At 62.6% G+C, this 26,762-nt stretch carries 23 protein-coding genes; 7 read left to right on the top strand and 16 right to left on the bottom strand.

The annotated features are described in order from the left end of the window. Positions 1-136 precede the first annotated feature (136 nt). The 4 genes from NKH43_RS30705 to NKH43_RS30690 all read right to left on the bottom strand — a co-directional run bounded on the left by NKH43_RS30705 (position 137) and on the right by NKH43_RS30690 (position 5,233). Positions 137-1,942: an ABC transporter ATP-binding protein gene (locus NKH43_RS30705; RefSeq protein ID WP_352861332.1), complete on the bottom strand. Its 1,806-nt coding sequence runs from the start codon at positions 1,940-1,942 to the stop codon at positions 137-139. Positions 1,943-2,331: 389 nt separating this feature from the next. Further along, entirely contained in the window at positions 2,332-2,745 is a 414-nt protein-coding gene (locus NKH43_RS30700) for a GNAT family N-acetyltransferase (RefSeq protein WP_352482216.1), read from the bottom strand. A 26-nt stretch (positions 2,746-2,771) separates the two neighbouring features. Further along, a complete protein-coding gene (locus NKH43_RS30695; RefSeq protein ID WP_352861330.1) occupies positions 2,772-4,454 on the bottom strand; it encodes an NAD+ synthase in 1,683 nt (560 codons plus the stop codon). Positions 4,455-4,519: 65 nt separating this feature from the next. Continuing rightward, on the bottom strand, positions 4,520-5,233 hold the full coding sequence (locus NKH43_RS30690) for a DNA-3-methyladenine glycosylase I (RefSeq protein WP_352861329.1): 714 nt from the start codon (positions 5,231-5,233) through the stop codon (positions 4,520-4,522). 84 nt (positions 5,234-5,317) lie between these two features. On the opposite strand from NKH43_RS30690, the gene NKH43_RS30685 reads away from it, so the two are divergent. Further along, positions 5,318-5,881, top strand: coding sequence for a DUF1003 domain-containing protein (locus NKH43_RS30685; RefSeq protein ID WP_023720086.1), 564 nt, complete (start codon positions 5,318-5,320; stop codon positions 5,879-5,881). After that, positions 5,878-6,465 (top strand): DedA family protein, encoded by a 588-nt coding sequence (locus NKH43_RS30680; protein ID WP_352861328.1) that lies wholly within the window; start codon positions 5,878-5,880, stop codon positions 6,463-6,465. The genes NKH43_RS30685 and NKH43_RS30680 overlap by 4 nt, the downstream gene beginning before the upstream one ends. 3 nt (positions 6,466-6,468) lie before the next feature. Here the strand turns inward: NKH43_RS30680 and NKH43_RS30675 are convergent, their stop codons facing one another. From NKH43_RS30675 to NKH43_RS30650, 6 genes are all read right to left on the bottom strand, one after another. Continuing rightward, on the bottom strand, positions 6,469-7,056 hold the full coding sequence (locus NKH43_RS30675; protein WP_352861327.1) for a hemerythrin domain-containing protein: 588 nt from the start codon (positions 7,054-7,056) through the stop codon (positions 6,469-6,471). Between the two features lie 40 nt (positions 7,057-7,096). After that, a complete protein-coding gene (locus NKH43_RS30670) occupies positions 7,097-7,456 on the bottom strand; it encodes a diacylglycerol kinase (RefSeq protein ID WP_023720089.1) in 360 nt (119 codons plus the stop codon). Between the two features lie 77 nt (positions 7,457-7,533). Continuing rightward, positions 7,534-7,953, bottom strand: a complete 420-nt coding sequence (locus NKH43_RS30665; protein WP_352482212.1) for a GFA family protein — start codon at positions 7,951-7,953, stop codon at positions 7,534-7,536. A 147-nt stretch (positions 7,954-8,100) separates the two neighbouring features. After that, complete coding sequence (locus tag NKH43_RS30660; RefSeq protein WP_352861326.1) at positions 8,101-9,474, bottom strand: class II 3-deoxy-7-phosphoheptulonate synthase; 1,374 nt, start codon at positions 9,472-9,474, stop codon at positions 8,101-8,103. A 179-nt stretch (positions 9,475-9,653) separates the two neighbouring features. Then, a complete protein-coding gene (mfd, locus tag NKH43_RS30655; protein WP_352861325.1) occupies positions 9,654-13,154 on the bottom strand; it encodes a transcription-repair coupling factor in 3,501 nt (1,166 codons plus the stop codon). A gap of 13 nt (positions 13,155-13,167) precedes the next feature. Beyond that, positions 13,168-13,455: a succinate dehydrogenase assembly factor 2 gene (locus NKH43_RS30650; protein WP_023720093.1), complete on the bottom strand. Its 288-nt coding sequence runs from the start codon at positions 13,453-13,455 to the stop codon at positions 13,168-13,170. 91 nt (positions 13,456-13,546) lie between these two features. Between NKH43_RS30650 and recG the strand changes: the two genes are divergently transcribed. After that, positions 13,547-15,655 (top strand): ATP-dependent DNA helicase RecG, encoded by a 2,109-nt coding sequence (gene recG / locus NKH43_RS30645; RefSeq protein ID WP_352861323.1) that lies wholly within the window; start codon positions 13,547-13,549, stop codon positions 15,653-15,655. On the opposite strand, the gene NKH43_RS30640 is transcribed toward recG, so the two are convergent. Both NKH43_RS30640 and glmS read right to left on the bottom strand, forming a co-directional pair. Continuing rightward, on the bottom strand, positions 15,607-16,359 hold the full coding sequence (locus NKH43_RS30640) for a DUF502 domain-containing protein (protein ID WP_031194320.1): 753 nt from the start codon (positions 16,357-16,359) through the stop codon (positions 15,607-15,609). The genes recG and NKH43_RS30640 overlap by 49 nt on opposite strands. 80 nt (positions 16,360-16,439) lie before the next feature. Then, entirely contained in the window at positions 16,440-18,263 is a 1,824-nt protein-coding gene (gene glmS, locus NKH43_RS30635) for a glutamine--fructose-6-phosphate transaminase (isomerizing) (RefSeq protein WP_023720095.1), read from the bottom strand. 226 nt (positions 18,264-18,489) lie between these two features. Between glmS and NKH43_RS30630 the strand changes: the two genes are divergently transcribed. Further along, positions 18,490-18,843: an ADP-ribosylation/crystallin J1 gene (locus tag NKH43_RS30630; RefSeq protein WP_352861336.1), complete on the top strand. Its 354-nt coding sequence runs from the start codon at positions 18,490-18,492 to the stop codon at positions 18,841-18,843. A gap of 1 nt (position 18,844) precedes the next feature. Here NKH43_RS30630 and glmU read toward each other — a convergent pair whose 3' ends face one another. Next, the gene (gene glmU / locus NKH43_RS30625) at positions 18,845-20,206 is read right to left on the bottom strand and encodes a bifunctional UDP-N-acetylglucosamine diphosphorylase/glucosamine-1-phosphate N-acetyltransferase GlmU (RefSeq protein WP_352861321.1); all 1,362 of its coding nucleotides are present in this window, start codon (positions 20,204-20,206) and stop codon (positions 18,845-18,847) included. 130 nt (positions 20,207-20,336) lie between these two features. Further along, on the bottom strand, positions 20,337-21,284 hold the full coding sequence (locus NKH43_RS30620; RefSeq protein WP_352482204.1) for an AraC family transcriptional regulator: 948 nt from the start codon (positions 21,282-21,284) through the stop codon (positions 20,337-20,339). A gap of 129 nt (positions 21,285-21,413) precedes the next feature. Between NKH43_RS30620 and NKH43_RS30615 the strand changes: the two genes are divergently transcribed. Next, on the top strand, positions 21,414-22,307 hold the full coding sequence (locus NKH43_RS30615; RefSeq protein ID WP_352861319.1) for an SDR family oxidoreductase: 894 nt from the start codon (positions 21,414-21,416) through the stop codon (positions 22,305-22,307). 66 nt (positions 22,308-22,373) lie between these two features. Here NKH43_RS30615 and NKH43_RS30610 read toward each other — a convergent pair whose 3' ends face one another. Next, positions 22,374-23,120 carry a cytochrome c biogenesis CcdA family protein gene (locus NKH43_RS30610; RefSeq protein ID WP_023720100.1) on the bottom strand — a complete coding sequence of 249 codons (747 nt, stop codon included), beginning with the start codon at positions 23,118-23,120 and terminating at the stop codon, positions 22,374-22,376. A 197-nt stretch (positions 23,121-23,317) separates the two neighbouring features. On the opposite strand from NKH43_RS30610, the gene NKH43_RS30605 reads away from it, so the two are divergent. Beyond that, positions 23,318-23,695 carry a COG4315 family predicted lipoprotein gene (locus NKH43_RS30605; protein ID WP_352861317.1) on the top strand — a complete coding sequence of 126 codons (378 nt, stop codon included), beginning with the start codon at positions 23,318-23,320 and terminating at the stop codon, positions 23,693-23,695. A gap of 141 nt (positions 23,696-23,836) precedes the next feature. Here NKH43_RS30605 and NKH43_RS30600 read toward each other — a convergent pair whose 3' ends face one another. Next, positions 23,837-24,064 carry a hypothetical protein gene (locus NKH43_RS30600; protein WP_023720101.1) on the bottom strand — a complete coding sequence of 76 codons (228 nt, stop codon included), beginning with the start codon at positions 24,062-24,064 and terminating at the stop codon, positions 23,837-23,839. 76 nt (positions 24,065-24,140) lie between these two features. On the opposite strand from NKH43_RS30600, the gene topA reads away from it, so the two are divergent. Next, a complete protein-coding gene (gene topA, locus NKH43_RS30595; RefSeq protein WP_352861315.1) occupies positions 24,141-26,756 on the top strand; it encodes a type I DNA topoisomerase in 2,616 nt (871 codons plus the stop codon). Positions 26,757-26,762: the final 6 nt, after the last annotated feature.

Raw genomic sequence — 26,762 nt, 5'->3', positions numbered from 1 at the left:
CCTAACCCCCCCCCCCACGCCGCCGATCGCTTGGGGGTTGGTTATTGTTAATATGAAACCAAAAAATAAACTACGCCCACACACAAAAACCGCGGCCCCCCCGGGCGGCTAAAATCCCGGCGGGGCGCCGTAACCGTCAGATCACCAGGCCTTTGGTCAGCTCAAGCGCCTGACGTTCGAACAGCCGGCGGTAGATGCCGCCTTGCAGCCGGATCAGTTGGTCATGCGATCCCTCCTCGACAATGCGGCCGCGATCGAACACCAGAAGCCTGTCCAGCGCGCGCACCGTCGACAGCCGGTGGGCGATGACCAGCGTCGTGCGGCCGACCATCAAGCGCTCCATCGCCTGCTGGATCAGTACCTCCGATTCCGAATCGAGGCTCGACGTTGCCTCGTCCAGGATGAGGATGCGCGCGTCGGCGAGGAAGGCGCGTGCGATTGCAACACGCTGACGCTCGCCGCCCGACAGCTTTACGCCACGCTCGCCGACCAGCGTGCCATAGCCTTTCGGCAAATTGGCGATGAAGTCATGCGCGCTGGCCAACACCGCCGCGTGCTCGATCTCGGCCTGCGTGGCGCTCGGCCGGGCATATGCGATGTTTTCAGCCAGCGACCGGTGGAACAGGATCGGCTCCTGCTGGACGATTGCGATCTGTGCGCGCAGCGACGCCTGCGCCACATCGGCAATATCCTGGCCGTCGATCAGGATATTTCCCGCAGTCACGTCATAGAGGCGCTGGATCAGCTTGACGAACGTCGTCTTGCCGGAGCCCGAATGGCCAACCAGCCCGACCCGCTCGCCCGGCGCGATATCCACCGAAAAGTCGCGATAGAGCGGCAAGCGGTGGCTGCCGTAGTGGAACGTGACGTTGTCGAAGGTGATACGGCCATCGGTGATCCGGATCGGTTTGGCGCCGGGCCGATCCTCGATGCCGAGTGGTTCGGACTGGAAGTCGACCAGTTCCTCCATGTCGTTGATCGAGCGCTGCAGATTGCGGATATGCGTGCCGATGTCGCGCAGATAGCCTTGCAGCACGAAGAATGAGGTCAGCACGAAGGCGACGTCGCCGGCGCTCGCCTGCCCCCACGACCACAAAAGCAGTGAGAACCCGATGACCGCTGCCCTCAAAAGCAGCAGCATCGTGCCTTGCGTGGTGCCGTTGACGGTGCCGCGCACCCAGGTGCGCCGCGTGCGTGCGCGCCATTTGGCGACGACCTCGGCAAGCCGCGTCTCCTCGCGCTCCTCGGCGCCAAAACCCTTGACCACGGCGTTGCAGCTCACCGCATCGGCCAGCGAACCGCCAAGCCGCGTATCCCACGCATTGGCAAGCCTTGCCGCGGGCGCGACATAGCCGAGCGACAGCATCGTCGTCACGGCGATGAACAGCACCGAACCCGTCGCGACGACCGCGCCCATCAGCGGCCAGAACCAGCCGAGCAACAGCGTCGAGCCGACAAGCATGACGACCGACGGCAGCAGCGCGATCAGGATCGTGTCGTTGAGCAGGTCGAGCGCCCACATGCCGCGCGTTACCTTGCGCACCGTCGATCCGGCGAAGCTGTTGGCGTGCCAGTCGGTGGAAAAGCGCTGGACGCGGTGGAAGGCATCGGCGGCGATGTCGGCCATCATCTTCAGGGTCAGTTCGACGATGGCCATGAAGGCGAGATTGCGCAGCACGACACCGGTGAGCGCCAGGGCCACCAGCATCGAAAAGGCAGCCATCGCGGCATTCCATGCGACATCGGCGGCAGTGGCACTGCTGGCAACGGCGTCGACCAGCCGGCCGGAATAGAGCGGCGTCAGCACGTCGGCCAGGGTCGACAGCAGGAATGTGGCCATGATCAGCGAAAGCCGCCACGGCTGGCGCCGCCAATGACTGAGCGTAAAACCAAGAACGCTGCGAAAGGCGCCCGCGCGCAAATCTATTCGAAAACGAGCCATGATGTCATTCGGGCGCAAACGAGCCCGATCCCGGAAAGGTCGAAATTGAAAAAACCGCGTCGGGCGAATTAGCACCCAAGGAATGCGGAGGTTCGGCACATTTGGCGGCTCGCCCGAATACGGGCGGCGACCGGCATCGACGAACGCCTGTTCTCAGCTCGACTTCGCCGCAAGGGTAAGAACCTTCGGGCTCACCGATTGGGACCTAGGCTTCGCGGCCTCGCATAACGATGTCAAATCCTGGCATTTCGGTCCTCCCCAAGGGGATCGCGGAAAGGCGTTTATAGAGACGCCTCAACGCCGCGCCAAGTCAGTAGATGGTCGAAAGCGCATCTGGTCCAACCAGTGAGACGATTTTGCAACAACGGTCGGTTGTGCGCTGCCTCTGTTCAGGCTGCCGGGACGCGGTCGAGGCGCATATAGCGGCCGTCGGTGGAAGGCCTGAAGCCGAGCTTCTCGTAGACCGCGTGGGCATCGTTGGTAGACAGGCTCCAGTGGGTGACAGTCTTGCAATCCGGGTGGTCGATAAGCGCCTGGACAAGCCGGGTCCCGATGCCTTGCCCGCGATACCCGGGCCAGACAATGATGTCGGCGAGATAGGCAAATACCGTACGGTCGGTGATCGCCCGGCCAAAGCCGACCTGATTGCCGCCGACATAGGCGCCGACGCACAGTGAGTTGGCAAAGGCGCGGCGGTGCAGTTCATCGCTGCGGCCGCTGCCCCAATAGCTCTCCTTCAAAATGTCGGACGTCGCCCGGAAGTCGATCTGCGACAGGTCGAAGCTGATTTCAAAGTTGGCCATGGCTAAACCGTTATGCAGCCAATCGCCTACCCGCCATCCCTGAACCGGTTGGTAATAGGATAGCGGCGGTCGCGGCCAAAATTCTTCCTGGTGATCTTCACGCCGGGCGCTGCCTGCCGGCGCTTGTATTCGGCGACGTAAAGCAGGTGCTCGACGCGCGTCACCGTCGCCCGGTCATGGCCGCGCGCAACGATCTCGTCGACACCCATCTCGTTCTCGACCAGACACTCCAATATGTCGTCGAGCACTGGATAGGGCGGCAGCGAATCCTGGTCGGTCTGGTTCTCGCGCAGTTCCGCCGAGGGCGCCTTGTCGATGATATTGTTCGGGATCACCTCGCCGGACGGGCCTAGCGCGCCCGGCGGCACATGCGCGTTGCGCCAGCGCGACAACGCATAGACCTGCATCTTGTAGAGGTCCTTTATCGGGTTGAAGCCGCCATTCATGTCGCCATAGAGCGTGGCGTAGCCTACCGACATCTCGCTCTTGTTGCCGGTAGTGACCACCATCGAGCCGAACTTGTTGGAAATCGCCATCAGGATGGTGCCACGGGCCCGGCTCTGCAGATTTTCCTCGGTGATGCCTTCCTTGGTGCCCTCGAAAAGCTGCGTCAGTGTGTGCAGGAAGCCCTCGACCGGCTCGAAGATCGGCACGATATCGTAGCGGCAGCCGAGCGCGCGGGCGCAGTCCTCGGCGTCCTTGAGCGAGTCCGTCGAAGTGTAGCGGTAAGGCATCATCACGGCGCGCAGCCGTTCCTCGCCGAGCGCATCGACGGCAAGTGCCGCGCAGATCGCCGAATCGATGCCGCCGGAAAGGCCGAGCACGACATTCTTGAAGCCGTTCTTGTTGACGTAGTCGCGCAGGCCCAACATGCAGGCGCGATAGTCGGCCTCCTCCTTCTCCGGGATTTTCGACATCGGTCCGTCAGAGCAGACCCAGACGTCATTCTTTCGCTTCCAGGTGGTGACGTTGACCGTCTCCTCGAACTGGCTCATCTGGAAGGCCAGCGTCTTGTCAGAGCCTATGGCAAACGACGCGCCGTCGAAGATCAGCTCGTCCTGGCCGCCAAGCTGGTTGGCATAGATAATCGGCAGTCCGCATTCGATGACCTGGCGGATGACGATCTGGTGGCGGACGTCGACCTTGCCGCGGTAATAGGGCGAGCCGTTCGGGACCAGCAGGATTTCCGCGCCGCTTTCGGCCAGCGTCTCGCAGACGGCAATCTCGCCCCAGATATCTTCACAGATCGGCACTCCCACCCGCACGCCGCGGAAATTGACCGGCCCCTGGATCTCGGGTCCGGCCTGGAAGACGCGCTTCTCGTCGAACTCACCGTAATTCGGCAGATCGAGCTTGTAGCGTTCGGCAAGGATCTTGCCGCCATCGGCAAAGATGATCGAATTGTGCGTGCCGGTCTTGCGCTTCAACGGCGTGCCGATGATGAAACCCGGGCCGCCATCGGCGGTATCGCCGGCGAAATCCTCCGCCGCCCGCTCGCAGGCCTTCAGGAAGGCGGGCTTCAGCACCAGATCCTCAGGCGGATAGCCGGCCAGGAAAAGCTCGGTGAACAGCACGAGATCGGCGCCCTGGCGGGCGGCATCCGCCCTCGCCTCGCGCGCCTTGGCAAGATTGCCGGCGACGTCGCCGACCGTCGGATTGAGCTGGGCGACGGCGATGCGCAATATGTCTGGAGCGGTCTTGTCGATCATGCCTGTGGGTTTAGCGCGGCAAAATTCGTCGGGCAATGGCGTTCGTTTGGATCAAACAATCGGTCCTATTCGCCCATATATTCGCGTAGCGCCTCCGGCGGATGGTTCTCGCCGATCGACATTGCCAGAATGCGCGAAATGTGTCGGTGCGGCAGCTCGGTCTCCGCCGCCCAGGCGTTGATCTGCACCTGGATCTTGTCTAGGTCCTTCTTCGATGTCGGGCTCTGCGCGATGTCGAGCCCGGCGTCGCGCAGCGCTGCCGCCATGTCGACCGAGACGATGAAGGCGTCCCACTCCAGCCAGCGCAGACAATACTGGCCGGTATTGCCGCCGAGCCGGCTCCCGTGCTTGCCGAGATAAGCCATCAGCCCGACCTGATCGCCGGCCGGCCAGTCGGCGAGGAACTTGCCGAAGCTGCCATGCTCCTTCGACACGCGCTCGACGAAGGCTGCGTTGTCGCGTACCGACTTGATCTTCTGCGGATTGCGCACGATGCGCTTGTCGGCGGTGAGATCGTGCCAGAAATCGTCAGGCTGGAACAGCAGCCGCTTCGGCTCGAAGCCAAGAAATGCTTCCTCGAAACCTGGCCATTTCTGCTCGATGACGCGCCAGACGAAGCCGGCGGCAAAGACCCGTTCGGCCATGGTCGACAGGATCCGGTCATCCGCAATCTTTGCCAGCGCGGCATTGTCGGGCGTAGGGCCCAGCAGCGACGTCAGCGCTGCCTCACCGCCTTTGCGTTTCGCCGCACGGGCGCGAATCTTCTGAAAATCCACCATTGTTTCCTGACCCCATCGCGTCAATCTACCACTTCCCGTATGAACCGGCAGCTTCTACGTCTATCGCTGACGACGGAGGCGACGATGAACAAAACGATCGAGGATCTGGCAAACCGCTGGCTGAAGCGAAAGCCGGACGGCCTCAGCGCGCTCGAAAGCCGGGTGCTGCAATCAACGCTCGAGCGCACCACGATCTCCAAGGACACCAACAAGGCCGTCGCCTTTCACCAGACGTTTGGCGACCGCCTGGCTGACACCATCGCCCGGATCGGCGGTTCGTGGTCCTTCATCCTGACATTCATTGGCTTCCTGATCCTGTGGACGGCAGGCAATGTCTGGCTCTTGTCGCGCGCCGCCTTCGATCCCTATCCTTTCATCTTCCTCAATCTCGTGCTTTCCATGGTTGCTGCCCTGCAGGCGCCAGTGATCATGATGGCGCAGAACCGCCAGACCGAGCGCGATCGTATCGACGCCGCCCACGACTATGAGGTTAATCTCAAGGCCGAGATCGAGATCATGGCGTTGCATGAAAAGCTCGACGAACTGCGCCACAGCCAGATCATCGGCATGCGCGACGAGATCGCCCGGCTGGCCGAGCAGGTGAAGCGCATCGACGAGATTCTGTCGAAGCAGCGGACGTCTTCATGACGGAAGCCATTCATCGTCTCATTGAGCAATATGGGCTCGTCGCGGTTTTTCTGGGCTGCGTCGCCGAGGGCGAAAGCGCCGCCATCCTTGGCGGTTTCTTTGCGCATCAGCATGTCTTCGTCCCGTGGCAGGCCTTCCTCGCGGCGGCGCTCGGCGCCTTCGGTGGCGACACGTTCTTTTTCATCCTGGGACGGAGCTTCGCCGACCATAAATTCGTGATCAGACTCCGAGCCCGGCCGGGTTTCAGCCACGCCTACCGCCTTGTCACCTCTCATCCCAACATTTTCGTGCTGTCGAATCGCTACATCTATGGCCTGCGCCTGGTCGGTGGTATCGCGGCCGGGCTGTCGGGCATTGCGGCTGCGCGCTTCGTCATCCTCAACGCCATCTCGTCGGTAGTCTGGGCGGCACTGTTCTGCACTGTCGGTTATGTCTTCGGGCTGGGCGCGGAGCGCATCGTCGGTCAGGCGCTGGCCCGCCACGAGCGGTTGCTGATCGCCCTGGTCATCGGTCTCGTTGTAGCCATCTTCGGCTGGCTGGCGTCGCACGTCCTCGCCAAGAAGGGGCTTCGCAAGGGAAGCTGATCATCAATCAATGCCGAGCGCGCGGTCGCCCTTCTCGAGGATCAGCGGAATGATCAGGTCTTCCTCGTCGGCAAGATGCCGGGTCAACATGGCGATCAGCCGGCTGTTCTCGTCGGCATAGGCATCGGCGGCGAAGCGCTGTTTGTCCTCGCTCTCCTGAAGCGTGCCGATGAAGGCATTTGCCGCTTCGGCATTGCGCTCCAGTCCCTCATGGATTGTGTGGTGATCGGCATCCAGGATTTCGAAGCCGCGCTTCAGACGAGTCTCGGCCCTGGCGAAGACCGGGAAATAGTGATGGTCCTCGACATTGTGGTGGCCGTCGAGATTGCCGAGGAAATGATTGAGGCGCGGCGCGAACCAGCGTGCGAATTCCGGCGCGTTCAGCCTGCCCTCACGATAATCGCCAATGCCGTTGGTGAGCATGCCGCCAAGGTCGCGGAACATGTCGTGCCGCTGCAGCCACATATTGGCCATACCGTGGATGTTGGCATGCGCCTGCCAGTCCTCACGCGGATATTTTTCCACCAGCCAGTGCAGATCGTCCGGCAGGCCCTCACGTTCAAGCAGCAGAAATCCGGCGGTATCGGCCATATCGGTCTCCTCGATTAACCGGCATGTGGTGCCTGAAACCTCAGATCGGTACCCCAACGATGCGCTCGATGACTGCGACGCCCCAGACGCCAGCGACGATCACCACCGAAATCAGCACTGCCAGCGAACCGCAATCCTTGGCCAGCTGGATGTCGATGTTGAATTCCCGGCTGAACGCGTCGCATGCCGCCTCAATGCCGGTGTTCAGCACTTCGATCATGATCATGAGCAGCACCGCGCCGATCAGCAGGGCATAGCCGCGCCACGATTCTGAAAGGAACCAGCCGAGCGGCAGCGCAAGCACAAGCAGGACCAGTTCCAGCTGGAAGGCCTCCTCGCCGGCGGCCAGTTTGCGAAACGCCCGCACCGAATTGTAAAAAGCGTCGATCAGCCGCTGCATGCCAGAACCCTTCGGAATCACCGGCAGGGGATAGCGCAATGGCTGGATCAAGGGAATAAGGCGGCCTCTTCAAAAAATCAGCCGTCTGCCACCTTGATCGACGGCGTCGACTTCTCGAACTGCGGCAGCCCGTCGTCGATCGCGTAATAGTCGCCCTTGTCGCCGACAAAGATATGACATTCCCCTTGAAGTCCGGTTGGCGCGTCGAACAGGCCGGCCATGACCGAAACGTAGCCACCCTCCATCGGTTTCCAGAACAGCAGCGATCCGCATGTCTTGCAGAAACCGCGCCTGGCAAACGAAGATGCCTCGTACCAGGTGACGTTCTCTGCGCCGGCGATTGTGATGTCGCGATCGGCGACATTGGTCGCGGCATAAAAATGCCCGCTCTGCTTTCGGCACTGCGAGCAATGGCAGTAGATAACGCCGCGTAGCGGTCCTCGCGTCTGCAACCGCACTGCCCCGCACAAGCATGATCCGCTGTGACTGTCAGCCATCTCGGCCTCCCAATGCAATTGCCATCGCTTGGCAGGATTCCAGTTTTGCGCCCGTTACGCGCCAGCAAATGCGACACCCGCCGGATTGAATACAAAAAGCGCCGGATTTTTCCGGCGCTTTTTCAATACATCAAAGTTCAGATCGCATCAGCCGTTGACGGCCTGCTTGTGCTGGACCGGATGGCTCTTCTTGAGCAGATCGGACACCAGGAAGGCTAGCTCGATCGCCTGGTCGGCATTGAGGCGCGGGTCGCAATGGGTGTGGTAGCGATCCTGCAGCTCTTCGGCGGTGATGGCGCGGGCACCACCGGTGCACTCGGTGACGTTTTTGCCGGTCATCTCGATGTGGATGCCGCCGGGATGCGTGCCTTCGGCGCGATGCACCTCGAAGAAGGTCTGCACCTCCTTCAGGATGCGGTCGAACGGCCGTGTCTTGTAGCCGGCGGCCTCGATGGTATTGCCATGCATCGGATCCGACGACCACACCACGCTGCGGCCTTCCTTCTGCACCGCGCGCACCAGTTTGGGCAGATGTTCGGCGACCTTATCGGAACCGAAGCGGGCAATCAGCGTCAGCCGGCCAGGCTCATTCTCCGGATTGAGCAGGTCGATGAGCTGCAACAGGCCGTCCGGCGTCAGCGACGGGCCACATTTCAGGCCGAGCGGGTTCTTGATGCCACGGCAGTATTCGACATGCGCGTGGTCGGGTTGGCGCGTGCGATCGCCGATCCAGATCATGTGGCCGGAGGTGGCGTACCAGTCGCCCGAAGTCGAATCGACGCGAGTCAGCGCCTCTTCATAACCGAGCAGCAGCGCCTCATGGCTGGTGTAGAAATCGGTCTCGCGTAGCGCGTAATTGGTCTCCGAGGTGATGCCGACGGCCTTCATGAAGTCCATCGTCTCAGTGATGCGGTTGGCGAGCGACTCGTATTTCTCGCCCTGCGGGCTGTCGGACACGAAGCCGAGCATCCATTGATGCACGTTCTCCAGGCTGGCGTAGCCGCCCTGGGCGAAGGCGCGCAACAGGTTGAGCGTCGCCGCCGACTGGCGGTACGCCATCTCCTGCCGCGCAGGATCGGGAATGCGCGACTTGGCATCGAACTCGATGCCATTGATGATGTCGCCGCGATAGCTGGGCAGCGTCACACCGCCCTTGGTCTCATTGTCGGACGAGCGCGGCTTGGCGAACTGGCCGGCGACACGGCCGACCTTCACCACCGGCTGCGCGCCGGCGAAGGTCAGTACCACCGACATCTGCAAAAAGACGCGGAAGAAGTCGCGGATATTGTCGGCGCCATGCTCGGCGAAGCTCTCGGCGCAATCGCCACCCTGCAGAAGGAATGCGTCCCCGGCAGCGACGGCTGCAAGCTGCTTCTTCAGCTTGCGCGCCTCACCTGCAAAAACCAACGGCGGAAAGGTGGCGAGCTGGGCTTCCGTGTTCCTCAGCGCGACAAGGTCCGGATAGGCAGGAACCTGCTGGATCGGCTTAGCTCTCCACGAATTCGGCGACCATTTCGTCATCGAAGCACCCAACGCTCTTTCGCGCGGACGCCATCGCCCGCCAATCCGCCCAATATGGGGTCGCGGCTCCATACACGAAGCCGATTTCCTATTCTAGACCGGAATTGGCCGCGTGGCGAATGGGCACGGCACGGTGAAAGTGCCGGTGCGGCTGTGCCCAGAGCACCAGCGACACCCTGCTATGCCGCCGCCTTCTCCACCAGTCGTGCCAACTGCGTCATGACAACCGCCGAGCCTGCCAGTCGCTTTTCGGGGGTCGGCCAGTCGCGGCTGAACACGACGCTCTGGTCGGGCCGGATCTTGGCCAGCGAGCCCTGTTCGCCGATGAGCTTGACCAGCCCGACCGGATTGGGGAATTCCCGCTTGCGGAAATGGATGACGACGCCTTTCGGCCCGGCGTCGAGCTTCTCGACGTTGGCCTTGCGGCAAAGCGCCTTGATGAAGACGATCTTCAACAGATGTTTTACCTCTTCCGGCAGCGTCCCGAACCGGTCGATCAGCTCGGCGCCGAAAGCATCGATCTCTGCCGTATTTTCCAGATCGCCAAGACGGCGATAGAGCGCCAGCCTGAGCTGCAGGTCCGGGACATAGCTTTCCGGGATCATCACCGCTGTGCCGACGGCGATCTGCGGCGACCAGCCGCCGTCCTGCACCTCGCCGGAATCCTTCACTTCGGCCACCGCCTCCTCCAGCATCTGTTGGTAGAGCTCGAAACCAACCTCCTTGATGTGGCCCGACTGCTCTTCGCCGAGCAGATTGCCGGCGCCGCGGATATCGAGGTCGTGGCTAGCCAGTTGGAAACCGGCGCCGAGCGTATCGAGCGACTGCAGCACTTTCAGCCGACGCTCGGCTGTATCGGTGAGCTTGCGGTTGGCGGGCAGTGTGAACAGCGCGTAGGCGCGCACCTTCGAACGGCCGACACGGCCGCGCAGCTGATAGAGCTGCGACAGTCCGAACATATCGGCGCGGTGCACTATCAGCGTGTTGGCGGTCGGGATATCGAGGCCGGATTCGACGATGGTGGTCGACAAAAGCACATCGTACTGGCCGTCATAGAAGGCGTTCATGATGTCGTCGAGTTCGCCCGGCGGCATCTGGCCATGCGCCACCGCCACTTTCAGCTCAGGCACGGATTCGCGCAGAAAATCATGGATTTCCGCGAGATCGCTGATGCGCGGCACGACATAGAAGGAATGGCCGCCACGGTAGCGCTCGCGCAGCAACGTTTCGCGGATGACCAGCGGATCGAAGGGCGAGATGAAGGTGCGCACCGCCATGCGGTCGACCGGCGGCGTAGCGATCAGCGAGAGCTCGCGCACGCCGGTCAAGGCAAGCTGCAACGTTCGCGGGATCGGCGTCGCCGACAAAGTCAGGACGTGGACGTCGGTCTTCAGGTCTTTCAGCCGTTCCTTGTGCTTGACGCCGAAATGCTGCTCCTCGTCGATGATCAGCAGGCCGAGATTCTTGAACGAGATCGAGGAGCCGAGCAGCGCGTGCGTGCCGACGACAATGTCAACCTGACCTTCGGCGATGCCCTTCTTGGCCTCGGCCAGTTCCTTGGCGCCGACCAGCCGCGAGGCTTGGGCGACACGGATCGGCAGGCCCGAGAAGCGCTGCGAGAAGGTCTTGAAATGCTGGCGCGACAACAATGTCGTCGGCACCACCACCGCCACCTGAACGCCTTCCATCGCCGCGATGAAGGCGGCGCGAAGTGCAACTTCGGTCTTGCCGAAGCCGACATCGCCGCAGATCAGCCGGTCCATCGGCTTTCCGGCGCCTAGATCATCCATGACCGAATCGATCGCCGTCTGCTGGTCATCGGTCTCCTCATAGGGAAAACGCGCTGCAAACTCGCCATAGAGGCCTTCCGCCGGCACCAGCGCCGGTGCGGCCCGCATCTGCCGCTCGGCGGCGATGCGGATCAGCTGCCCGGCCATGTCGAGCAGGCGCTTCTTCAGCCGCGCCTTGCGCGATTGCCAGGCGCCGCCGCCAAGCTTGTCGAGCGTCGCCTCGGCCGAATCCGAGCCATAGCGCGACAGCAGCTCGATGTTTTCCACAGGCAGGAACAGCCGATCATCGCCGGCATAGTGGATTTCGAGGCAATCGTGAGGCGCACCAACCGCCTCGATGGTACGCAACCCGATGAAACGGCCAATGCCATGATCGGAATGGACGACAATATCGCCCGAGGACAACGCCGAAGCCTCGGCGATGAAGTCGGACGCGCGCTTCTTGCGCTTCGAGCGTCGGATCAGCCGGTCGCCGAGAATGTCCTGCTCGGCGACAACGACCAGTTTCTCCGTCTCGAAGCCGGATTCGAGCGGCAGCACGGCCAGTCCCGCCTGCCCCGGCTCAAGCCTTTCGGCTTCGGCAAGCGTCGCCACCGGCTTCAGATTGCCAAGATGATGCTCGGCCAGGATCTGACCAAGCCGGTCGAGCGAACCCTCGGTCCAGCCGGCGACGATGACGCGGCGGCGTGCAGCGCGCTCGTCGGAAATGTGTTTTACGACGACGTCGAAAACGTTGGCGCTAGGGTCGGCGCGTTCCTCGACGAAGCTGCGGCCGTGGCGCGAGCCGGCATGGAACACCTTTTTCGCACCGGCATCGGGCGCATCGAACGACGTGAAGTCTATTGCTTCGCGCGGGCCAAGCGAGGCAATCAGGTTCTCTGGCGACAGATAGAGCAGATCCGGCGGCACCGGCTTGTAGGGCACCGCGTCCTTCAAGGCGCCGTCGGCCTGCTTCTTGCGCGCTTCGTAGTGGTCGAGGATCAGAGTGTGGCGCTCGGCCAGTGCCTCATGCGCCAGATGGTCGAAAACCACAGGCGCGTCGGGTAGATATTCGAAGACGGTTTCCAGCCGCTCATAGAAGAACGGCAGCCAGTGCTCCATGCCGGCAAACCGCCTGCCCTCGCTGACCGCTGCATAGAGCCCATCGTCGCGCGAGGGTGCGCCAAAGGCTTCGATATAGGCACGGCGGAAGCGGCTGATGGTTTCCGGCGTCAGCGCCACCTCGCTCATCGCCTGCAACGCCATCGACTTGCGCTGGCCGGTGGTTCTCTGTGTTGCGGTGTCGAAGACGCGGATCGATTCCAGCGTATCGCCGAAGAAATCGAGGCGCAGCGCCTCCGCCCATCCGGGCGCGAAGAGATCGAGGATGCCGCCCCGCACTGCAAATTCGCCGATGCCGCGCACCGTCGGTACCCGCTCGAAGCCGGAAGTCTCCAGCCGCGACACCAGTACATTCATGTCGATCTGGTTACCGGGCTTGGCGTGAAAGGTCTGCGCCTCGACGAGTTCCGCCGGCGGAATGCGCTGAAGCAACGCATTCGCGGTGGTGAGAATGACGGCGCGGTGCGGCCTCTTCGCCAGCGCAATCATTGCTGCCAGCGCATCGAGCCGCCTTGCGGCGGCATCGGCGCCGGGCGAGACGCGGTCGTAAGGCAGGCAATCCCAGGCCGGCAGTTCCAGCACCGGCAGGCCCGGCGCGGCAAAGGCAAGCGCCTCGACGATCGCCGGCAGACGCTGGCCGTCGCGTGCCACGAAAAGCACCGGCTTGTCAGGGGCGATCTCGTGCGCAGCCTGCACCAGCGCAAAGGCTTCATAGCCGTCGGCGACGCCATCGACAATGAACTGGCCGGCGCGGCCTTTCGGCAGACCGATCGTAGGGATAAGGCTCATGGCTACACGTTGTTCAGAAGGTCATGTCCCGGCGCGAAGCCAGGATTTTTTGCAGGACGGCACAATCTATATCCGTCGGAACCGGGCGCTCGCCGGTGACGATAGGCAGGAATTCGGTGTCGGGAATGTCGAGAAGCCTCTCATATTGGTCGATTTCGTCGCCGGTCAAGGCGCCGATCTCGGCATCGGCGAAGCTGCCGAGTATCAGGTCCATCTCGCGCATGCCGCGGTGCCACGAACGAAACAGAAGCTTGCGGCGGCGGGTATCGAGCCCCTCGCTTGATCGAGTCGTTCCGGTCATCGTGCAACATCCTTGCCCAGGCGGCGCATATAGCGTGGATAGAAGGCGGTGTCAGCCTTGCGCTCCGGCCGGCGCAACATAAGCTGACATCATGCGTCCCTCCCTCCTCGATCCGCTGTTTGTCCCGATCACCTCGCTTGCCGGCGTCGGGTCGAAGGTTGGCGTATTGATCGAGAAAGTCGTGGCGGCGGATCTCGGCGACCGGGCAGCGCGCGCCGGCGACCTCTTGTTCGTGCTGCCGCATACTGTCATCGATCGCCGCAACCGGCCGGGCATCGCCGGTTCGGCCGAGGGCGCAATCGTCACGCTCGATGTGCGCATCGACCGCCACCAGCCGCCGCCGCGTGGCAACAGGTCGGTACCCTACCGGGTCTACGCCCATGACGACACTGGCGAGATCGCGCTGACCTTCTTCCATGCCCATGCCGCCTATCTCGAAAAAGCGATGCCCGTAGGCGAGCATGTCGTCGTCTCGGGCCGCATGGAATGGTTCAACGGCCGCCCGACCATGGTTCATCCCGACCATATCGCACTTGCCGGCGACGCAGAAAACCTCCCATTGGTCGAGCCGGTCTATCCGCTGACCGCCGGGCTCTCGGGCAAGGTGCTGCGCCGGGCGATTGCCCAAGCGCTGGCCCGCCTGCCGGTGCTGCCCGAATGGCAGGACGGCGAGTTCCGGCGCCGCCACGCCTTTCCTGCTTTCGGCGATGCGCTCACCCGGGTCCACAATCCTGCCGACCCGATCGACGTCTCCGTCGACGGCGCGGCGTGGCGGCGCCTTGCCTATGACGAGTTCTTGGCCGGCCAGGTATCGCTGGCGCTGGTCCGGGCCAAGGTCCACCGATTATCGGGCCGGCCACTCGTTGGCGACGGCCGCATAGTCGAACAATTGCGCGCGGCACTCCCTTATTCGCTGACCATGTCGCAGGAAATGGCGCTTGCCGAAATCAACGCCGATCTCGGCGACCCCGAACGCATGCTGCGCCTTTTGCAGGGCGATGTCGGCTCCGGCAAGACGGTGGTCGCGCTGCTTGCCATGGCGCGTGCCGTCGAGGCCGGCGGCCAGGCGGCATTGATGGCGCCGACCGAAATCCTGGCGCGCCAGCATCTGGCAACGATTGCGCCGTTGGCGGAACGGTCCGGCTTGCGCGTCGCCATCCTCACCGGCCGCGAAAACGGCCGCGAGCGCGCCGACACGCTGACCGGGCTGGCCAATGGCGACATCGACATCGTCGTCGGCACCCATGCGCTGTTCCAGCAAACGGTGACGTTCCATGACCTCGTGTTCGCCGTCGTCGACGAGCAGCACCGTTTCGGCGTCCACCAGCGCCTTGCCATCACCGCCAAGGGCGATGCGCCCGACATGCTGGTGATGACGGCAACGCCGATACCGCGGACGCTGGTGCTGACTGCCTTCGGCGACATGGACGTGTCGAAGCTGACGGAAAAGCCGGCCGGCCGCCAGCCGATCCGCACCGTCACCTTGCCGCTTGAACGGCTCGACGAGCTGATCGGCCGCATGCTCGACGCTGTCGCCGATGGCCAGAAAATCTACTGGATCTGTCCGCTGGTTGAGGAATCCGAGGAGATCAAGCTGATGTCGGCCGAGGACCGTTTTGCCTCGCTGAAGCCGCTGTTCGGTGATCGGATTGGCCTGGTGCATGGCCGCATGAAGGGCGCCGACAAGGACGAGGCGATGCGCGCCTTCAAGCAGGGTGAAACGCGCATCCTGATCGCCACCACGGTGATCGAGGTCGGCGTCGATGTGCCTGACGCAACAATCATGGTCATCGAGCATGCCGAGCGTTTTGGCCTTGCCCAGTTGCACCAATTGCGCGGCCGGGTCGGGCGCGGCGACAAGCCGTCGTCCTGCGTGCTGCTCTACAAGGACCCGATTGGCGAGACGGCCAAACGCCGGCTGTCGGTGATGCGCGAGACCGAGGACGGCTTCCGCATCGCCGAAGAGGATCTGAAGCTGCGCGGCGAAGGCGAGTTGCTCGGCACCCGCCAATCCGGCACGCCGGGCTTCCAGGTGGCGCGCATCGAGGCGCATGCCGACCTGCTCGAGGCCGCCCGCGACGATGCGCGGCTGATCCTGTCGCGTGATCCGCAACTGCAGTCCGAACGCGGCACGGCGCTGCGCCTGCTGCTCTATCTATTCGGCCGCGACGAGGCCGTGCGGCTCCTGCGCGCCGGCTGAGGCATCGCGTCGAGCGGCGGATTGGCGAGCGCGCCGTGGATCTGCTCGCCGTTCACCGTCACCATTTTGACCGCCGGCGCCACCAGGCCGGCCGAAACGATCAGCTTGGCTCCGTCCTCGATCGTCATGTCGAGCAGCACGATGTCGGATTTCGGTACATACATCAGAAAGCCCGTAGTCGGGTTAGGCGTACACGGCATGAACACCGCAATCAGCGGATCGCCTTGCTGGTCGAGCTTCTGGTTGATCTCGGTTTCCTTCTCGCTGGCGACGAAGACCAGCGACCAGACCCCCTTGCGCGGATATTCGACCAACCCGACCTGGCGGAACATGTCGCCCTTGTTCGACAGCACGGTCTCGAAAATCTGCTTCAGCGAGCCGTAGATGCCGCGCACCAGCGGCATGCGGCCAAGCAGGCGCTCGCCGAAGTTGACGATGGCGCGACCGACGATATTGGCTGTCAGGAAACCGATAAAGGTGATGAGGATCAGGGCAACGATCAGCCCAAAACCCGGCACTGGAAACGGCAGGTAGGTGTCCGGATTGTAGCGTACCGGGATGTAGGGTTTCACCCAGGAATCGACCCAGCCGATAAGCGACCAGGCAATGTAGGCGGTGATCGCCAATGGCGCGCAAACGACGAAGCCGGTCAGGAAATAGTTTCTCAGCCGGGTCATGCCTGAGGTCTTGAGAGCATCCGACATGGTTCACCGCAGCGTGTGTTTGCAACGCGACACTACTGAACCCGAAGGCGCTTTGGAATTGCGAAGTTTTTAAACGAGACCTATTCCACCGTTACCGATTTCGCCAAGTTGCGAGGCTGGTCGACGTCCGTGCCCATGAACACGGCGGTGAAATAGGCGAGCATCTGGATCGGCAGCGCGTAGATGATCGGCGAGATGATTTCCGGCACGTCCGGCAAAACGATCGTCTCCATCGTCTTCACCGTAGCGTGTGCAGCGCCCTTGCTGTCGGTGATCAGGATGATCTTGCCGCCGCGCGCCGCCACCTCTTGCATGTTCGACACCGTCTTTTCGAAGATGCGGTCGTGCGGGGCGATGACGATGACAGGCATGTTCTCATCGATCAGTGCGATCGGCCCGTGCTTCAGCTCGCCGGCGGCATAGCCTTCGGCGTGGATATAGGAAATTTCCTTGAGCTTCAGCGCGCCTTCCATGGCCAGCGGAAAATTGGTGTCGCGGCCGAGGTAAAGTACATTCTTGTAGTGCGAGAGGTCGCGAGCGATCTTTTCGATCTGCCCATCGAGCTTCAGCACCTGGTTGGCGTAACGCGGCGCTTCGGATAGCGCGCGCACCAGTGTCTTCTCCTGCTCGGGCGAAATGGTCCCACGCGCCATACCAGCTCGCACCGCCAGCGAAGCCAGCACGGAGAGCTGGCAGGTGAACGCCTTGGTCGAGGCGACGCCGATCTCCGGGCCGGCCAGTGTCGGCAGGATGACGTCGGATTCGCGCGCCATGGTCGATTCGCGCACATTGACCACAACACCGATCTTCATGCCGGCCTTGCGGCAGTAGCGCAGCGACGCCAGTGTGTCCGCCGTCTCGCCCGATTGCGAGATAAAGAAGGCGGCATCGGTCTTCGACAGCGGCATCTCGCGGTAGCGGAACTCCGAGGCGACATCGATGTCGACCGGCAGCCGCGCATAGCGCTCGAACCAGTATTTGCTGATCAACCCGGCGAGATAAGCGGTGCCACAGGCCGAAATCGCCAGCCGGTCGATCTTGGCGAAATCGAATGGCAGGTCGAGCGGCTTCGAGACGCCACCGACGAAATCCACATAATGTGCCAGCGTGTGCGAGATCACTTCCGGCTGTTCGTGGATTTCCTTTTCCATGAAATGGCGCCGGTTGCCCTTGTCGACCATGAAGCTCGTGCTGAGCGACTGCTGGCGTTTGCGGTCGACCTTGTTGCCGTCCATGTCGAAGATGGCAACGTCGTTGCGGCGCACTACCGCCCAGTCGCCGTCTTCCAGATAGGTGATCGAGTTGGTGAACGGGGCAAGCGCGATGGCGTCGGAGCCCAGGAACATCTCGCCATCGCCATGTCCGACGGCCAGCGGCGGGCCATTGCGGGCGCCGACGATCAGATCCTCGTCGCCCTTAAACATGATGGCCAGCGCAAAGGCGCCTTCCAGCCGCTTCAGCGCCTGATGCGCGGCCTCGACCGGCTTCAGGCCCCTGGCCAGTTCGCGCGCCACCAGATGGGCGACGACCTCGGTGTCGGTCTGCGAGGAAAACGTATAGCCGTCGCGGATCAACTCATCGCGCAATTCGGCGAAATTCTCGATAATGCCGTTATGGACGATGGCGAGCCCGTCGGAAAAATGCGGATGCGCATTGGTCTCGTTCGGCACGCCATGCGTTGCCCAGCGCGTGTGGCCGATGCCGATCGTGCCACCGAGCGGTTCGTCCTTCAGCCGGCGCTCGAGATTGATCAGCTTGCCTTCGGCACGGCGACGGGCGAGATGGCCATGATCGATGGTCGCGACGCCGGCCGAATCATAGCCGCGATATTCGAGCCTTTTCAGCGCATCGACGATAAGCGGCGCGACCGGCGAGTTACCGACTATTCCAACGATACCGCACATGGCGCTTCCCCCGACTCTGACTTCAAACCCGGCACTATTTAGAGACTGCCTGGCGACCGCGAAAAATCACATTCCATTTCGTCCGGTATCAGCCGGACTATCCTGCACAGATGCACCATCACAGAGCGCTCTTGCAATCCGGTTACTGCAATTGCTCAGTTTCTCCGCTCATATATCCTATCTCGCCTCAAAGGCTCCTGAAATCAGTCAAAGACATGATGCGGCCATGAACGAACGAATTGACACGGTGACACTTTGGCGTCCGGTTGGGCCACGCGAACTGGAGTTGATCCAGAGTTCAGGGATGCGCGTCTTTCCTCCTCGACTTGCCGATCAGCCGATCTTCTATCCGGTAACGAGCGAGGCCTATGCCACCCAGATCGCCCGAGACTGGAATGTGCCCGCGAGCGGATCAGGTTTCGTGACCCGTTTCGAGGTGCGCCGCAGCTTTCTGGACCGTTACAGCGTCCAGCATGCCGGCAGCCGGGCGCATCTGGAATACTGGATCCCGGCCGAAGACCTGTCCGCCTTCAACGATGCAATCGTTGGGGAAATCCAGCTTGTCGCTGAGTTCCGTTAGGCTATCCTTTTTTGTGGGCAGCCGCAGCCGAAGCGAACCGTTCGCGCAACTCCTTGCCCTTGCCGGGCAGAGTCCGCTGGCGGGCACGGCCGAAGGCCAGTGCATCGTCGGGCACGCTTTCGGTGATGACGCTGCCCGAGGCGATGTAGCCGCCCTTGCCGATCGACACCGGCGCCACCAGCGAGGAATTCGAGCCGACGAAGGCGCCCTCGCCGATATCGGTGAAGAATTTCGAATAACCGTCATAATTGCAGGTGATGGTGCCGGCGCCGATATTGGCGCCTGCGCCGATGCGGGCATCGCCGATATAGGTCAGGTGGTTGACCTTGGCGCCCTCCTCGACGATCGCTTGCTTTACCTCGCAGAAATTGCCGACCTTGGCTTTGTTTCTCAGATCGGCCCCGGGCCGCAGCCGCGCGAACGGCCCGACATCGCAATTCGACGCGATGGTTGCGCCTTCGATATGGCTGAAGGCATGGATCTTGGCGCCCGTGGCGATTTTCACGCCCGGCCCGAACCAGACATTGGGCTCGATGATCGTATCGGCGCCGATATCGGTGTCGTGCGAGAAGAACACGGTTTCTGGCGCAATCAGCGTCACGCCGGAAAGCATCGCTTCATGCCGCCGGCGCGCCTGCCAGATGCCTTCCGCCTGGGCAAGCTCGGCGCGGTTGTTGATGCCGAGGGCATTTTCGAAACTGGCTTCGATGGCGACGACATCAAGTCCTTGCGCAGCGGCGATCTCAACGATGTCGGTGAGATAATACTCGCCCTTGGCGTTCTTGCTGCCGACTTGATCGAGCAGCTTCAGCGCATGCCTGCCGGCGACCGCCATCAGCCCGCCATTACAGAAGGTGATTTTCTTCTCCTCGTCCGAACAGTCCTTCTCCTCGCGGATGGCGACGAGCTTGCCGGCCTTTTCGATAAGCCGGCCGTAGCCCGAAGGATTTTCCGTACGGAAGCCGACCACGACGACAGCCGCACCTTCGGCCAGCTTCAGCCGCGCCGCCGCCAGTGCTTCCGGATCGATTAACGGCGTGTCGCCAAACATCACCAGGATGTCATCATAGCCCCTTGATATCGCTGCCCGCGCGGCAAGCACGGCGTGCGCGGTGCCGAGGCGCTTTTCCTGAACAAAAGTCTCGACCTTCGGCGCGAACTTGAGTGCCGCCTTGCGCATCTCGTCGGCGCCATGGCCGATCACCAGCGCCAGATCACCGCTGCCGGCGGCTTCAGCCGCCTTGACGACGTGGGCAACCATCGGCAGGCCGGCGATTGTGTGCAGCACTTTCGGCACCGCACTCTTCATGCGCGTGCCTTCACCGGCAGCGAGGATGATGGACAGGCAGGATCTCTGGCTCATGGGGGCAGCAACCGTTGAAAGGAGTCTGGAATCGAAGCGTTAGTAGCACCGGCGCCATGCTGCACCAATGCGGTTAAATTCCGGTGAGACGGTGGAACCTCCAACCCGCGAGACGCTCAAGCCGATCGGCTCAGGCGGCTTCCGCCTCGTTGCGTGATGCGAAGCCGGGGGCTCGGCCACGACCGTATTGCCGTGGCGAACAGTTCATGACCCGCTTGAAGGCCGTGCTGAAGGCGCTTTCGGATTCGTAACCGAGCGACAGCGCGATGACGGCGACGGGATCGCTGGAATTCGTCAGCCGGTCGCCGGCCAGCAGCATTCGCCAGCGCGTCAAATAGTCCATGGGCGATGCGCCGACCGTCTCCTTGAATCTAAGCGCAAAGGTCGATCGCGACATGCCGGCCCGTTCCGCCAGCTCCTGTAACGTCCAGCCATGCGCCGGATCGTCGTGCATGGCGCTGATCGCCGCGCCCATCTGTTTGTCCGCCAGGGCAAAGAGCCAGCCGATGCCACCTTTCAAGCCTTCCGAAAGATGCAGCCGCAGCGCCTGAACCAGCATCATGTGGGCGAGGTGCCGGATCACCAAAAAGCCGCCCGGTTGTGGCTCGCGCAGCTCCTGCATCATCCGCTCCACCGACCAGCGCAGCGCAGACTGGTCCGACTCTTTGCGGATATGCACAATGGCTGGCAGCATCCGCAACAGGATGCCGGCATGATTGCCGCCAAGCGCGAAGCGGCTGCTGACCAGAAAGAAATCACCGCCGCCATTGTGGGTCACGACACCGCCGGCTCGCGCTGGCGGAAAAATCTTGACGGCTTCAACAGGCGCCAGGCCCATGTCGCTTGCAAGGCGGAAAGGCCGTCCGCTCGGCAGCAGGAAACAGTCCCCCGTCTCAAGGTGCACTGCGTCGGCAACGCCCTCCACCGACAGCCAGCACCGGCCCGAGACCACCGCTCCCGTCTTGATGCTTTGCTGCTGGTCGGGGAACTGGATCGACCATTCACCACCTGCATCGAAGCCGGCCGACATATAGTTTCGCGGCTTCAGCAGCGAGAGCACATCTGAAAGGGGATCCATGGGTCATTCCGGACGATTGCGAAGATAATACGGACTTTACCGCATAGATCGTATTTTCTCAAGCGCCTATCACGACGTCACCGGGCCGCGAACATGGTCGTGGTCAGAAATGAACAAGGAGAAGTCGTGATGCGTGTTTTCGTTACCGGAGCGACCGGATTCGTCGGTTCTGCCGTCGTTCAAGAACTCATCGGCGTCGGCCATCGGGTGCTCGGCCTCGCCCGCTCGAATGCGTCGGCCAAGTCGCTTGCCGCCACTGGGGCCGAGGTGCATCGAGGCGACCTCGAAGACCTGGAGAACCTGCGCAGGGGTGCGGCAGCCGCCGATGCGGTGATCCACACCGGGTTCAACCATGACTTTTCGAAGTTCGCGCAAAACTGCGAAATGGACCGGCGCGCCATCGAGGCGATGGGCGGTGCACTCAAAGGCTCCGAGCGCCCCCTGCTCGTCACCTCCGGAACCGCGCTCCAGGCGCGGGGCCGTATCGCGACGGAGGAAGATGCGCCTGTCCCCGCTTCCGCTTCGTATCCCCGCGCCTCCGAAGCGACAGCCGCCGCGCTGGCGGCACGCGGGGTGTGCGCGTCGGTTGTCCGCCTTCCGCCGTCGGTCCATGGCCAGGGCGACCACGCCTTTGTTCCGATCCTCATCGACCTTGCTCGCAAGAAGGGCGTGTCGGCCTATGTCGGCGAAGGGCTCAATCGCTGGCCCGCCGTGCATCGGTTCGATGCCGCCCGCATCTACCGGCTTGCGCTCGAGCATGGCGCCGGTGGCGGGCGCTATCACGCGATCGCCGAAGAAGGCGTGCCGTTCAAGGACATCGCCGGCGTGATCGGCCGGCGCCTGAACGTGCCGGTCGTCGCCAAGTCCGCCGAAGAGGCCGGCGATCATTTTGGCTGGTTCACGATGTTCGCGGCGATGGATGTCCCGACTTCAAGCGAGCGAACCCGCGCGCTGCTGGGCTGGGCGCCGAGCGGACCCGGGCTCATGGTCGATATCGACCAGCCAAGCTATTTCGGAGGCTGAACGGACCACGTAGCTGTGGTACCTTGTGCCGCAGTTACGGCCTCGCGCCTCGGCCGGGCGGCAAACCTATCCCAATTGCCCCAGCACCGGAAAATTCTCGAGCAACCAATAGGATGCCGCCTGCACGCCGCCGGTCAGGAAAAACACGCCGGCCACGACCAGCAGCGCGCCGATGGCTTTTTCGACGCGGCCGAGATGGACGCGGAATTTCCCGAGAAAGCGCATGAAGGCGCCGGAAAACAGCGCCGCGACCAGGAACGGTATGCCGAGGCCGAGCGAGTAGGCGGCAAGCAGCAGCGCGCCCTCGCCCACCGTCTCGCGGCCGCCGGCAAGCGTCAGGATCGGCCCCAGCACCGGGCCGATGCAGGGCGTCCAGCCAAAGGCAAAGGCCAAGCCCATGACGTAAGCGGCGATCAGGCTGGCCGGCTTGCCTTGTGACTGGAAGCGCGCCTCGCGTGAAAGCAAAGGGATGCGCAATACGCCGAGGAAATTCAGCCCCATCAGGATGATCAGCACTCCGGCCGCCATTGCCAGCGGCTCCTGCCAGACCCGTAGCAGATGGCCGATAGTGGAGGCGCCGGCGCCCAGCGCGACGAACACGGTCGAGAAGCCGAGCACGAAGGCGATGGAGGAATTAACCAGCGCGCCTCGCGCGCCAGCCTTTGCCGCAATGCCGGCTTCGCCGCGGAAATCGTCGACCGACACGCCGGCCATGTAGCACAGATAGGGCGGTACCAACGGCAGCACGCAAGGTGACAGGAACGAAATCGCTCCCGCCCCGATCGCGCTGACATAGCCGACGTCCAATGCCATTTCCGTCTCCCGATGACTGCGCAGCCATATAGCCGCGACAACGGCCATCCGCCAATCACCATCGCGTGGCCCCAGCAAGTCGTCGCCCTCGCCTGGATCTATGGAAAACAGCCCGGGAAGAAAGGACCGCCAGGCAGCGTTGATCAAACGAAGCGCGTTGTTCCGCGCGCTTTTTCGAATCATCCAAGGAGAAGTCCATGAAAACGATCGCAATCGGCATGGCCGCGCTTTTGCTCGGCACCGTCGTGTCCTACGCCGCCGAGGCGTGGAAGGAAGCAGAAGTCGGCGGCACCAAGATTTACACCGACGCCAGCGGCATGACGCTCTACACCTATGACAAGGACGAGGCCGGCCAGTCGAATTGCTACGACAAATGCGCCGCCAATTGGCCGCCACTGAAAGCTGACGCCAACGCCAAGGCCGAGGGCGAATGGACGATCGTCGACCGCACCGACGGCACCAGGATGTGGGCCTATGAAGGCAAGCCGCTCTACACGTTCATCAAGGACAAGAAGGCCGGCGATGTCACCGGCGAGGGCGTCGGCGGCGTCTGGCATATCGCCAAAGCCGACTGAGCCTTGAGCCTCTGATCCGCTGTAACAGGCGGTAATACGGCTGGTCGCCGGGACGTTGACCCAACCACCCCGGCGGCCAGCTTTTCAGCACAGCAATTCCGTGCGACTGTCCGAGCAATGCCGGGCTGCATATTGCGCAGTTCACAGCGTCTGTTCAAGCAGGGCTGGCGCGTGCTCGATGTTTCTCTTATATCCGCGGGAGAGTTTGTCCCGTTCTCCAGGATCAATTGCCGGGTTTGTCCAGCGATAGGCTGCCCATTTCCCTTGTCCAGGATTGCGGAAATCGCAAGGCGCGCCGTTGGGTTGCGCATTCGGTGCAGGGCCGCATTTTGACTGCTTGGCCTTGACCGGATGCAAAAGCGCGGCCATGTGAGCGACACATTGAACGAGATTTCGTCGCGCGCAGCGGAATTCTTCTGCCGCATCACAACTGATATGAGACCGTATGGACGTCGTCGTCGTCGAATCGCCGGCCAAGGCGAAGACAATTAACAAGTACCTGGGCAAGAACTACAAGGTTCTGGCCTCGTTCGGCCATGTCCGCGATCTACCGGCCAAGGATGGCTCGGTGCGCCCGGATGAGGACTTTGCCATGTCCTGGGCCGTCGACACCGCGTCTGGAAAGCGTCTCGCCGATATCGCCAAGGCAGTCAAGGACGCCGACGGGCTGATCCTCGCCACCGATCCGGACCGTGAGGGCGAAGCGATCTCCTGGCATGTCCTGGAAGTGCTGAAACAGAAGCGCGCGTTGAAGGACAAGCCGGTCAGCCGCGTCGTCTTCAATGCCATCACCAAGGCGTCGGTGCTGGAGGCGATGGCCAATCCGCGCCAGATCGATGCGCCGCTGGTCGATGCCTATCTCGCCCGCCGCGCGCTCGACTATCTGGTCGGCTTCACGCTGTCGCCGGTGCTGTGGCGCAAGCTGCCCGGCGCCCGCTCGGCCGGCCGCGTCCAGTCGGTGGCACTGCGTCTGGTCTGCGACCGCGAATCCGAGATCGAGCGCTTCATTCGCGAGGAATACTGGCAGGTCGCCGCCATCTTCGGCACGCCGCGCAAGGAAAATTTCGAGGCGCGGCTGACCGCCTTCGAGCGCAAGAAGCTGCAAAAGCTCGACATTTCCAACAAGGCGCAGGCCGACGACATCAAAGCGATGCTCGAAGGCGCCAGCTTCAAGGCAGTGTCGGTCGAAGCCAAGCCGACCAGGCGCAATCCCGGCCCGCCCTTCACCACCTCGACGCTGCAGCAGGCAGCCTCATCGGGTCTCGGCTTTTCGGCCAACCGCACCATGCAGGTGGCGCAGCGGCTTTATGAGGGCATGGAGATCGGCGGCGAGACCACCGGCCTGATCACCTACATGCGAACCGACGGCGTGCAGATGGCGCCGGAGGCGATCTCTGCCGCACGCGATGCGATTGCCAAGGAATTCGGCCCTAAATACCTGCCTGAAAAGCCGCGCGTCTATTCCGCCAAGGCCAAGAATGCCCAGGAGGCGCACGAAGCGATCCGTCCGACCGATTTCATGCGCACGCCGGCTTCCGTCAGGCAGTATCTCGACACCGACCAGGCGCGGCTTTACGAGATGATCTGGAAACGCGCCATCGCCAGCCAGATGCAGCCGGCCGAGATCGAGCGCACCACGGTCGAGATCGAGGCGATCAACGGTTCGCGTACCGCCGAGCTTCGTGCTGTCGGCTCGGTTGTTCGCTTCGACGGCTTCCTTGCCGCTTACATCGAGCAGAAGGAAGAAGATTCGGAAGACGAAGAAAGCCGCCGCCTGCCCGAGATCCGTGCCGGCGAGCAGCTCACTCGCGAGGCGATCAACGCCACCCAGCACACCACCGAGCCGCCGCCGCGCTATTCCGAGGCGTCGCTGATCAAGAAGCTGGAAGAACTGGGCATTGGCCGCCCGTCGACCTATACGGCGATCCTCAAGACGCTCGAGGATCGCGATTACGTCACCATTGACAAGCGCAAGCTGGTGCCGCAGGCCAAGGGCCGGCTATTGTCGGCTTTCCTCGAAAGCTTCTTCGAGCGTTATGTCGAGTACGACTTCACCGCTTCGCTCGAGGAGAAACTCGACGAAATCTCCGACGGCAAGCTAGCCTGGAAGGATGTGCTGCGCGATTTCTGGAAGGATTTTTCCGGCGCCGTCGCCGACATCAAGGAGCTGCGCGTCACCGACGTGCTCGATGCGTTGAACGAGGAACTCGCGCCGCTGGTGTTTCCCGCGCGCGAGGATGGCTCCAACCCCCGCATATGCCCGAAATGCGGCACCGGCAACCTGTCGCTCAAGCTCGGCAAGTTCGGCGCCTTCGTCGGCTGCTCGAACTATCCCGAATGCTCCTTCACCCGCCAGCTCGGTGACGCCGCCAATCCCAATGGCGAGAACGGCAGCGGCGAAGACGGCACCAAGGTGCTCGGCAAGGACCCCTATACGGCCGAGGAGATCACGCTGCGCAATGGCCGGTTCGGCCCCTATATCCAGCGCGGCGACGGCAAGGATGCCAAGCGCTCCAGCCTACCCAAGGGCTGGACTGTCGATTCGATCGATCACGAAAAGGCGCTCGCCCTGCTGTCGCTGCCGCGCGACGTCGGCAAGCATCCGGAATCCGGCAAGATGATTTCGGCCGGGCTGGGGCGCTACGGGCCGTTCGTGCTGCATGACGGCACCTACGCCAATCTCGACAGCATCGAGGACGTGTTCTCGATCGGCCTCAATCGCGCCGTCTCGGTGATCGCCGAGAAGCAATTGAAAGGCAAGGGCGGCCGCAATGGCGGCACAGCCGCTGCTCTGAAGGAGCTTGGCGAGCATCCTGCCGGCGGCGGCAAGATCGTCGTGCGTGACGGCAAATACGGGCCTTATGTGAATTTCGGCAAGGTCAATGCGACCCTGCCGAAGGGCAAGGATCCGCAATCGGTGACGGTCGAGGATGCGGTGGCGCTGATTGCGGAAAAGGAAGCCAAGGGCGGCAATGGCGGCAGAAAGCCGTTCCGCAAAGCGGCCGCGCCTGCGAAGAAACCAGCAGCGGCCAAAAAACCGGCGGCCAGGAAAAAGGGATAGGACGGG

Origin of the sequence: Mesorhizobium sp. M1163 (assembly GCF_040318415.1) — a bacterium.
Taxonomy (GTDB): Bacteria; Pseudomonadota; Alphaproteobacteria; order Rhizobiales; family Rhizobiaceae; genus Mesorhizobium.
The sequence above is the reverse complement of the archived record's forward strand: the minus strand, read 5'-3'. Positions and strand labels throughout refer to the sequence as shown.

Bases quoted from the DNA above. Each gene is read 5' to 3' on its own strand.
- NKH43_RS30600 (WP_023720101.1), bottom strand. From the start codon at position 24,064: ATGGCCGCGCTTTTGCATCCGGTCAAGGCCAAGCAGTCAAAATGCGGC.
- topA (WP_352861315.1), top strand. From the start codon at position 24,141: ATGGACGTCGTCGTCGTCGAATCGCCGGCCAAGGCGAAGACAATTAAC.
- NKH43_RS30675 (WP_352861327.1), bottom strand. From the start codon at position 7,056: ATGGCCGATACCGCCGGATTTCTGCTGCTTGAACGTGAGGGCCTGCCG.
- NKH43_RS30685 (WP_023720086.1), top strand. From the start codon at position 5,318: ATGAACAAAACGATCGAGGATCTGGCAAACCGCTGGCTGAAGCGAAAG.
- NKH43_RS30630 (WP_352861336.1), top strand. From the start codon at position 18,490: ATGAACGAACGAATTGACACGGTGACACTTTGGCGTCCGGTTGGGCCA.
- NKH43_RS30670 (WP_023720089.1), bottom strand. From the start codon at position 7,456: ATGCAGCGGCTGATCGACGCTTTTTACAATTCGGTGCGGGCGTTTCGC.
- NKH43_RS30660 (WP_352861326.1), bottom strand. From the start codon at position 9,474: ATGACGAAATGGTCGCCGAATTCGTGGAGAGCTAAGCCGATCCAGCAG.
- NKH43_RS30610 (WP_023720100.1), bottom strand. From the start codon at position 23,120: ATGGCATTGGACGTCGGCTATGTCAGCGCGATCGGGGCGGGAGCGATT.
- NKH43_RS30650 (WP_023720093.1), bottom strand. From the start codon at position 13,455: ATGACCGGAACGACTCGATCAAGCGAGGGGCTCGATACCCGCCGCCGC.
- NKH43_RS30695 (WP_352861330.1), bottom strand. From the start codon at position 4,454: ATGATCGACAAGACCGCTCCAGACATATTGCGCATCGCCGTCGCCCAG.
- NKH43_RS30620 (WP_352482204.1), bottom strand. From the start codon at position 21,284: ATGGATCCCCTTTCAGATGTGCTCTCGCTGCTGAAGCCGCGAAACTAT.
- NKH43_RS30605 (WP_352861317.1), top strand. From the start codon at position 23,318: ATGAAAACGATCGCAATCGGCATGGCCGCGCTTTTGCTCGGCACCGTC.
- recG (WP_352861323.1), top strand. From the start codon at position 13,547: ATGCGTCCCTCCCTCCTCGATCCGCTGTTTGTCCCGATCACCTCGCTT.
- NKH43_RS30680 (WP_352861328.1), top strand. From the start codon at position 5,878: ATGACGGAAGCCATTCATCGTCTCATTGAGCAATATGGGCTCGTCGCG.
- NKH43_RS30705 (WP_352861332.1), bottom strand. From the start codon at position 1,942: ATGGCTCGTTTTCGAATAGATTTGCGCGCGGGCGCCTTTCGCAGCGTT.
- NKH43_RS30690 (WP_352861329.1), bottom strand. From the start codon at position 5,233: ATGGTGGATTTTCAGAAGATTCGCGCCCGTGCGGCGAAACGCAAAGGC.
- mfd (WP_352861325.1), bottom strand. From the start codon at position 13,154: ATGAGCCTTATCCCTACGATCGGTCTGCCGAAAGGCCGCGCCGGCCAG.
- glmU (WP_352861321.1), bottom strand. From the start codon at position 20,206: ATGAGCCAGAGATCCTGCCTGTCCATCATCCTCGCTGCCGGTGAAGGC.
- NKH43_RS30665 (WP_352482212.1), bottom strand. From the start codon at position 7,953: ATGGCTGACAGTCACAGCGGATCATGCTTGTGCGGGGCAGTGCGGTTG.
- NKH43_RS30700 (WP_352482216.1), bottom strand. From the start codon at position 2,745: ATGGCCAACTTTGAAATCAGCTTCGACCTGTCGCAGATCGACTTCCGG.
- NKH43_RS30615 (WP_352861319.1), top strand. From the start codon at position 21,414: ATGCGTGTTTTCGTTACCGGAGCGACCGGATTCGTCGGTTCTGCCGTC.
- glmS (WP_023720095.1), bottom strand. From the start codon at position 18,263: ATGTGCGGTATCGTTGGAATAGTCGGTAACTCGCCGGTCGCGCCGCTT.
- NKH43_RS30640 (WP_031194320.1), bottom strand. From the start codon at position 16,359: ATGTCGGATGCTCTCAAGACCTCAGGCATGACCCGGCTGAGAAACTAT.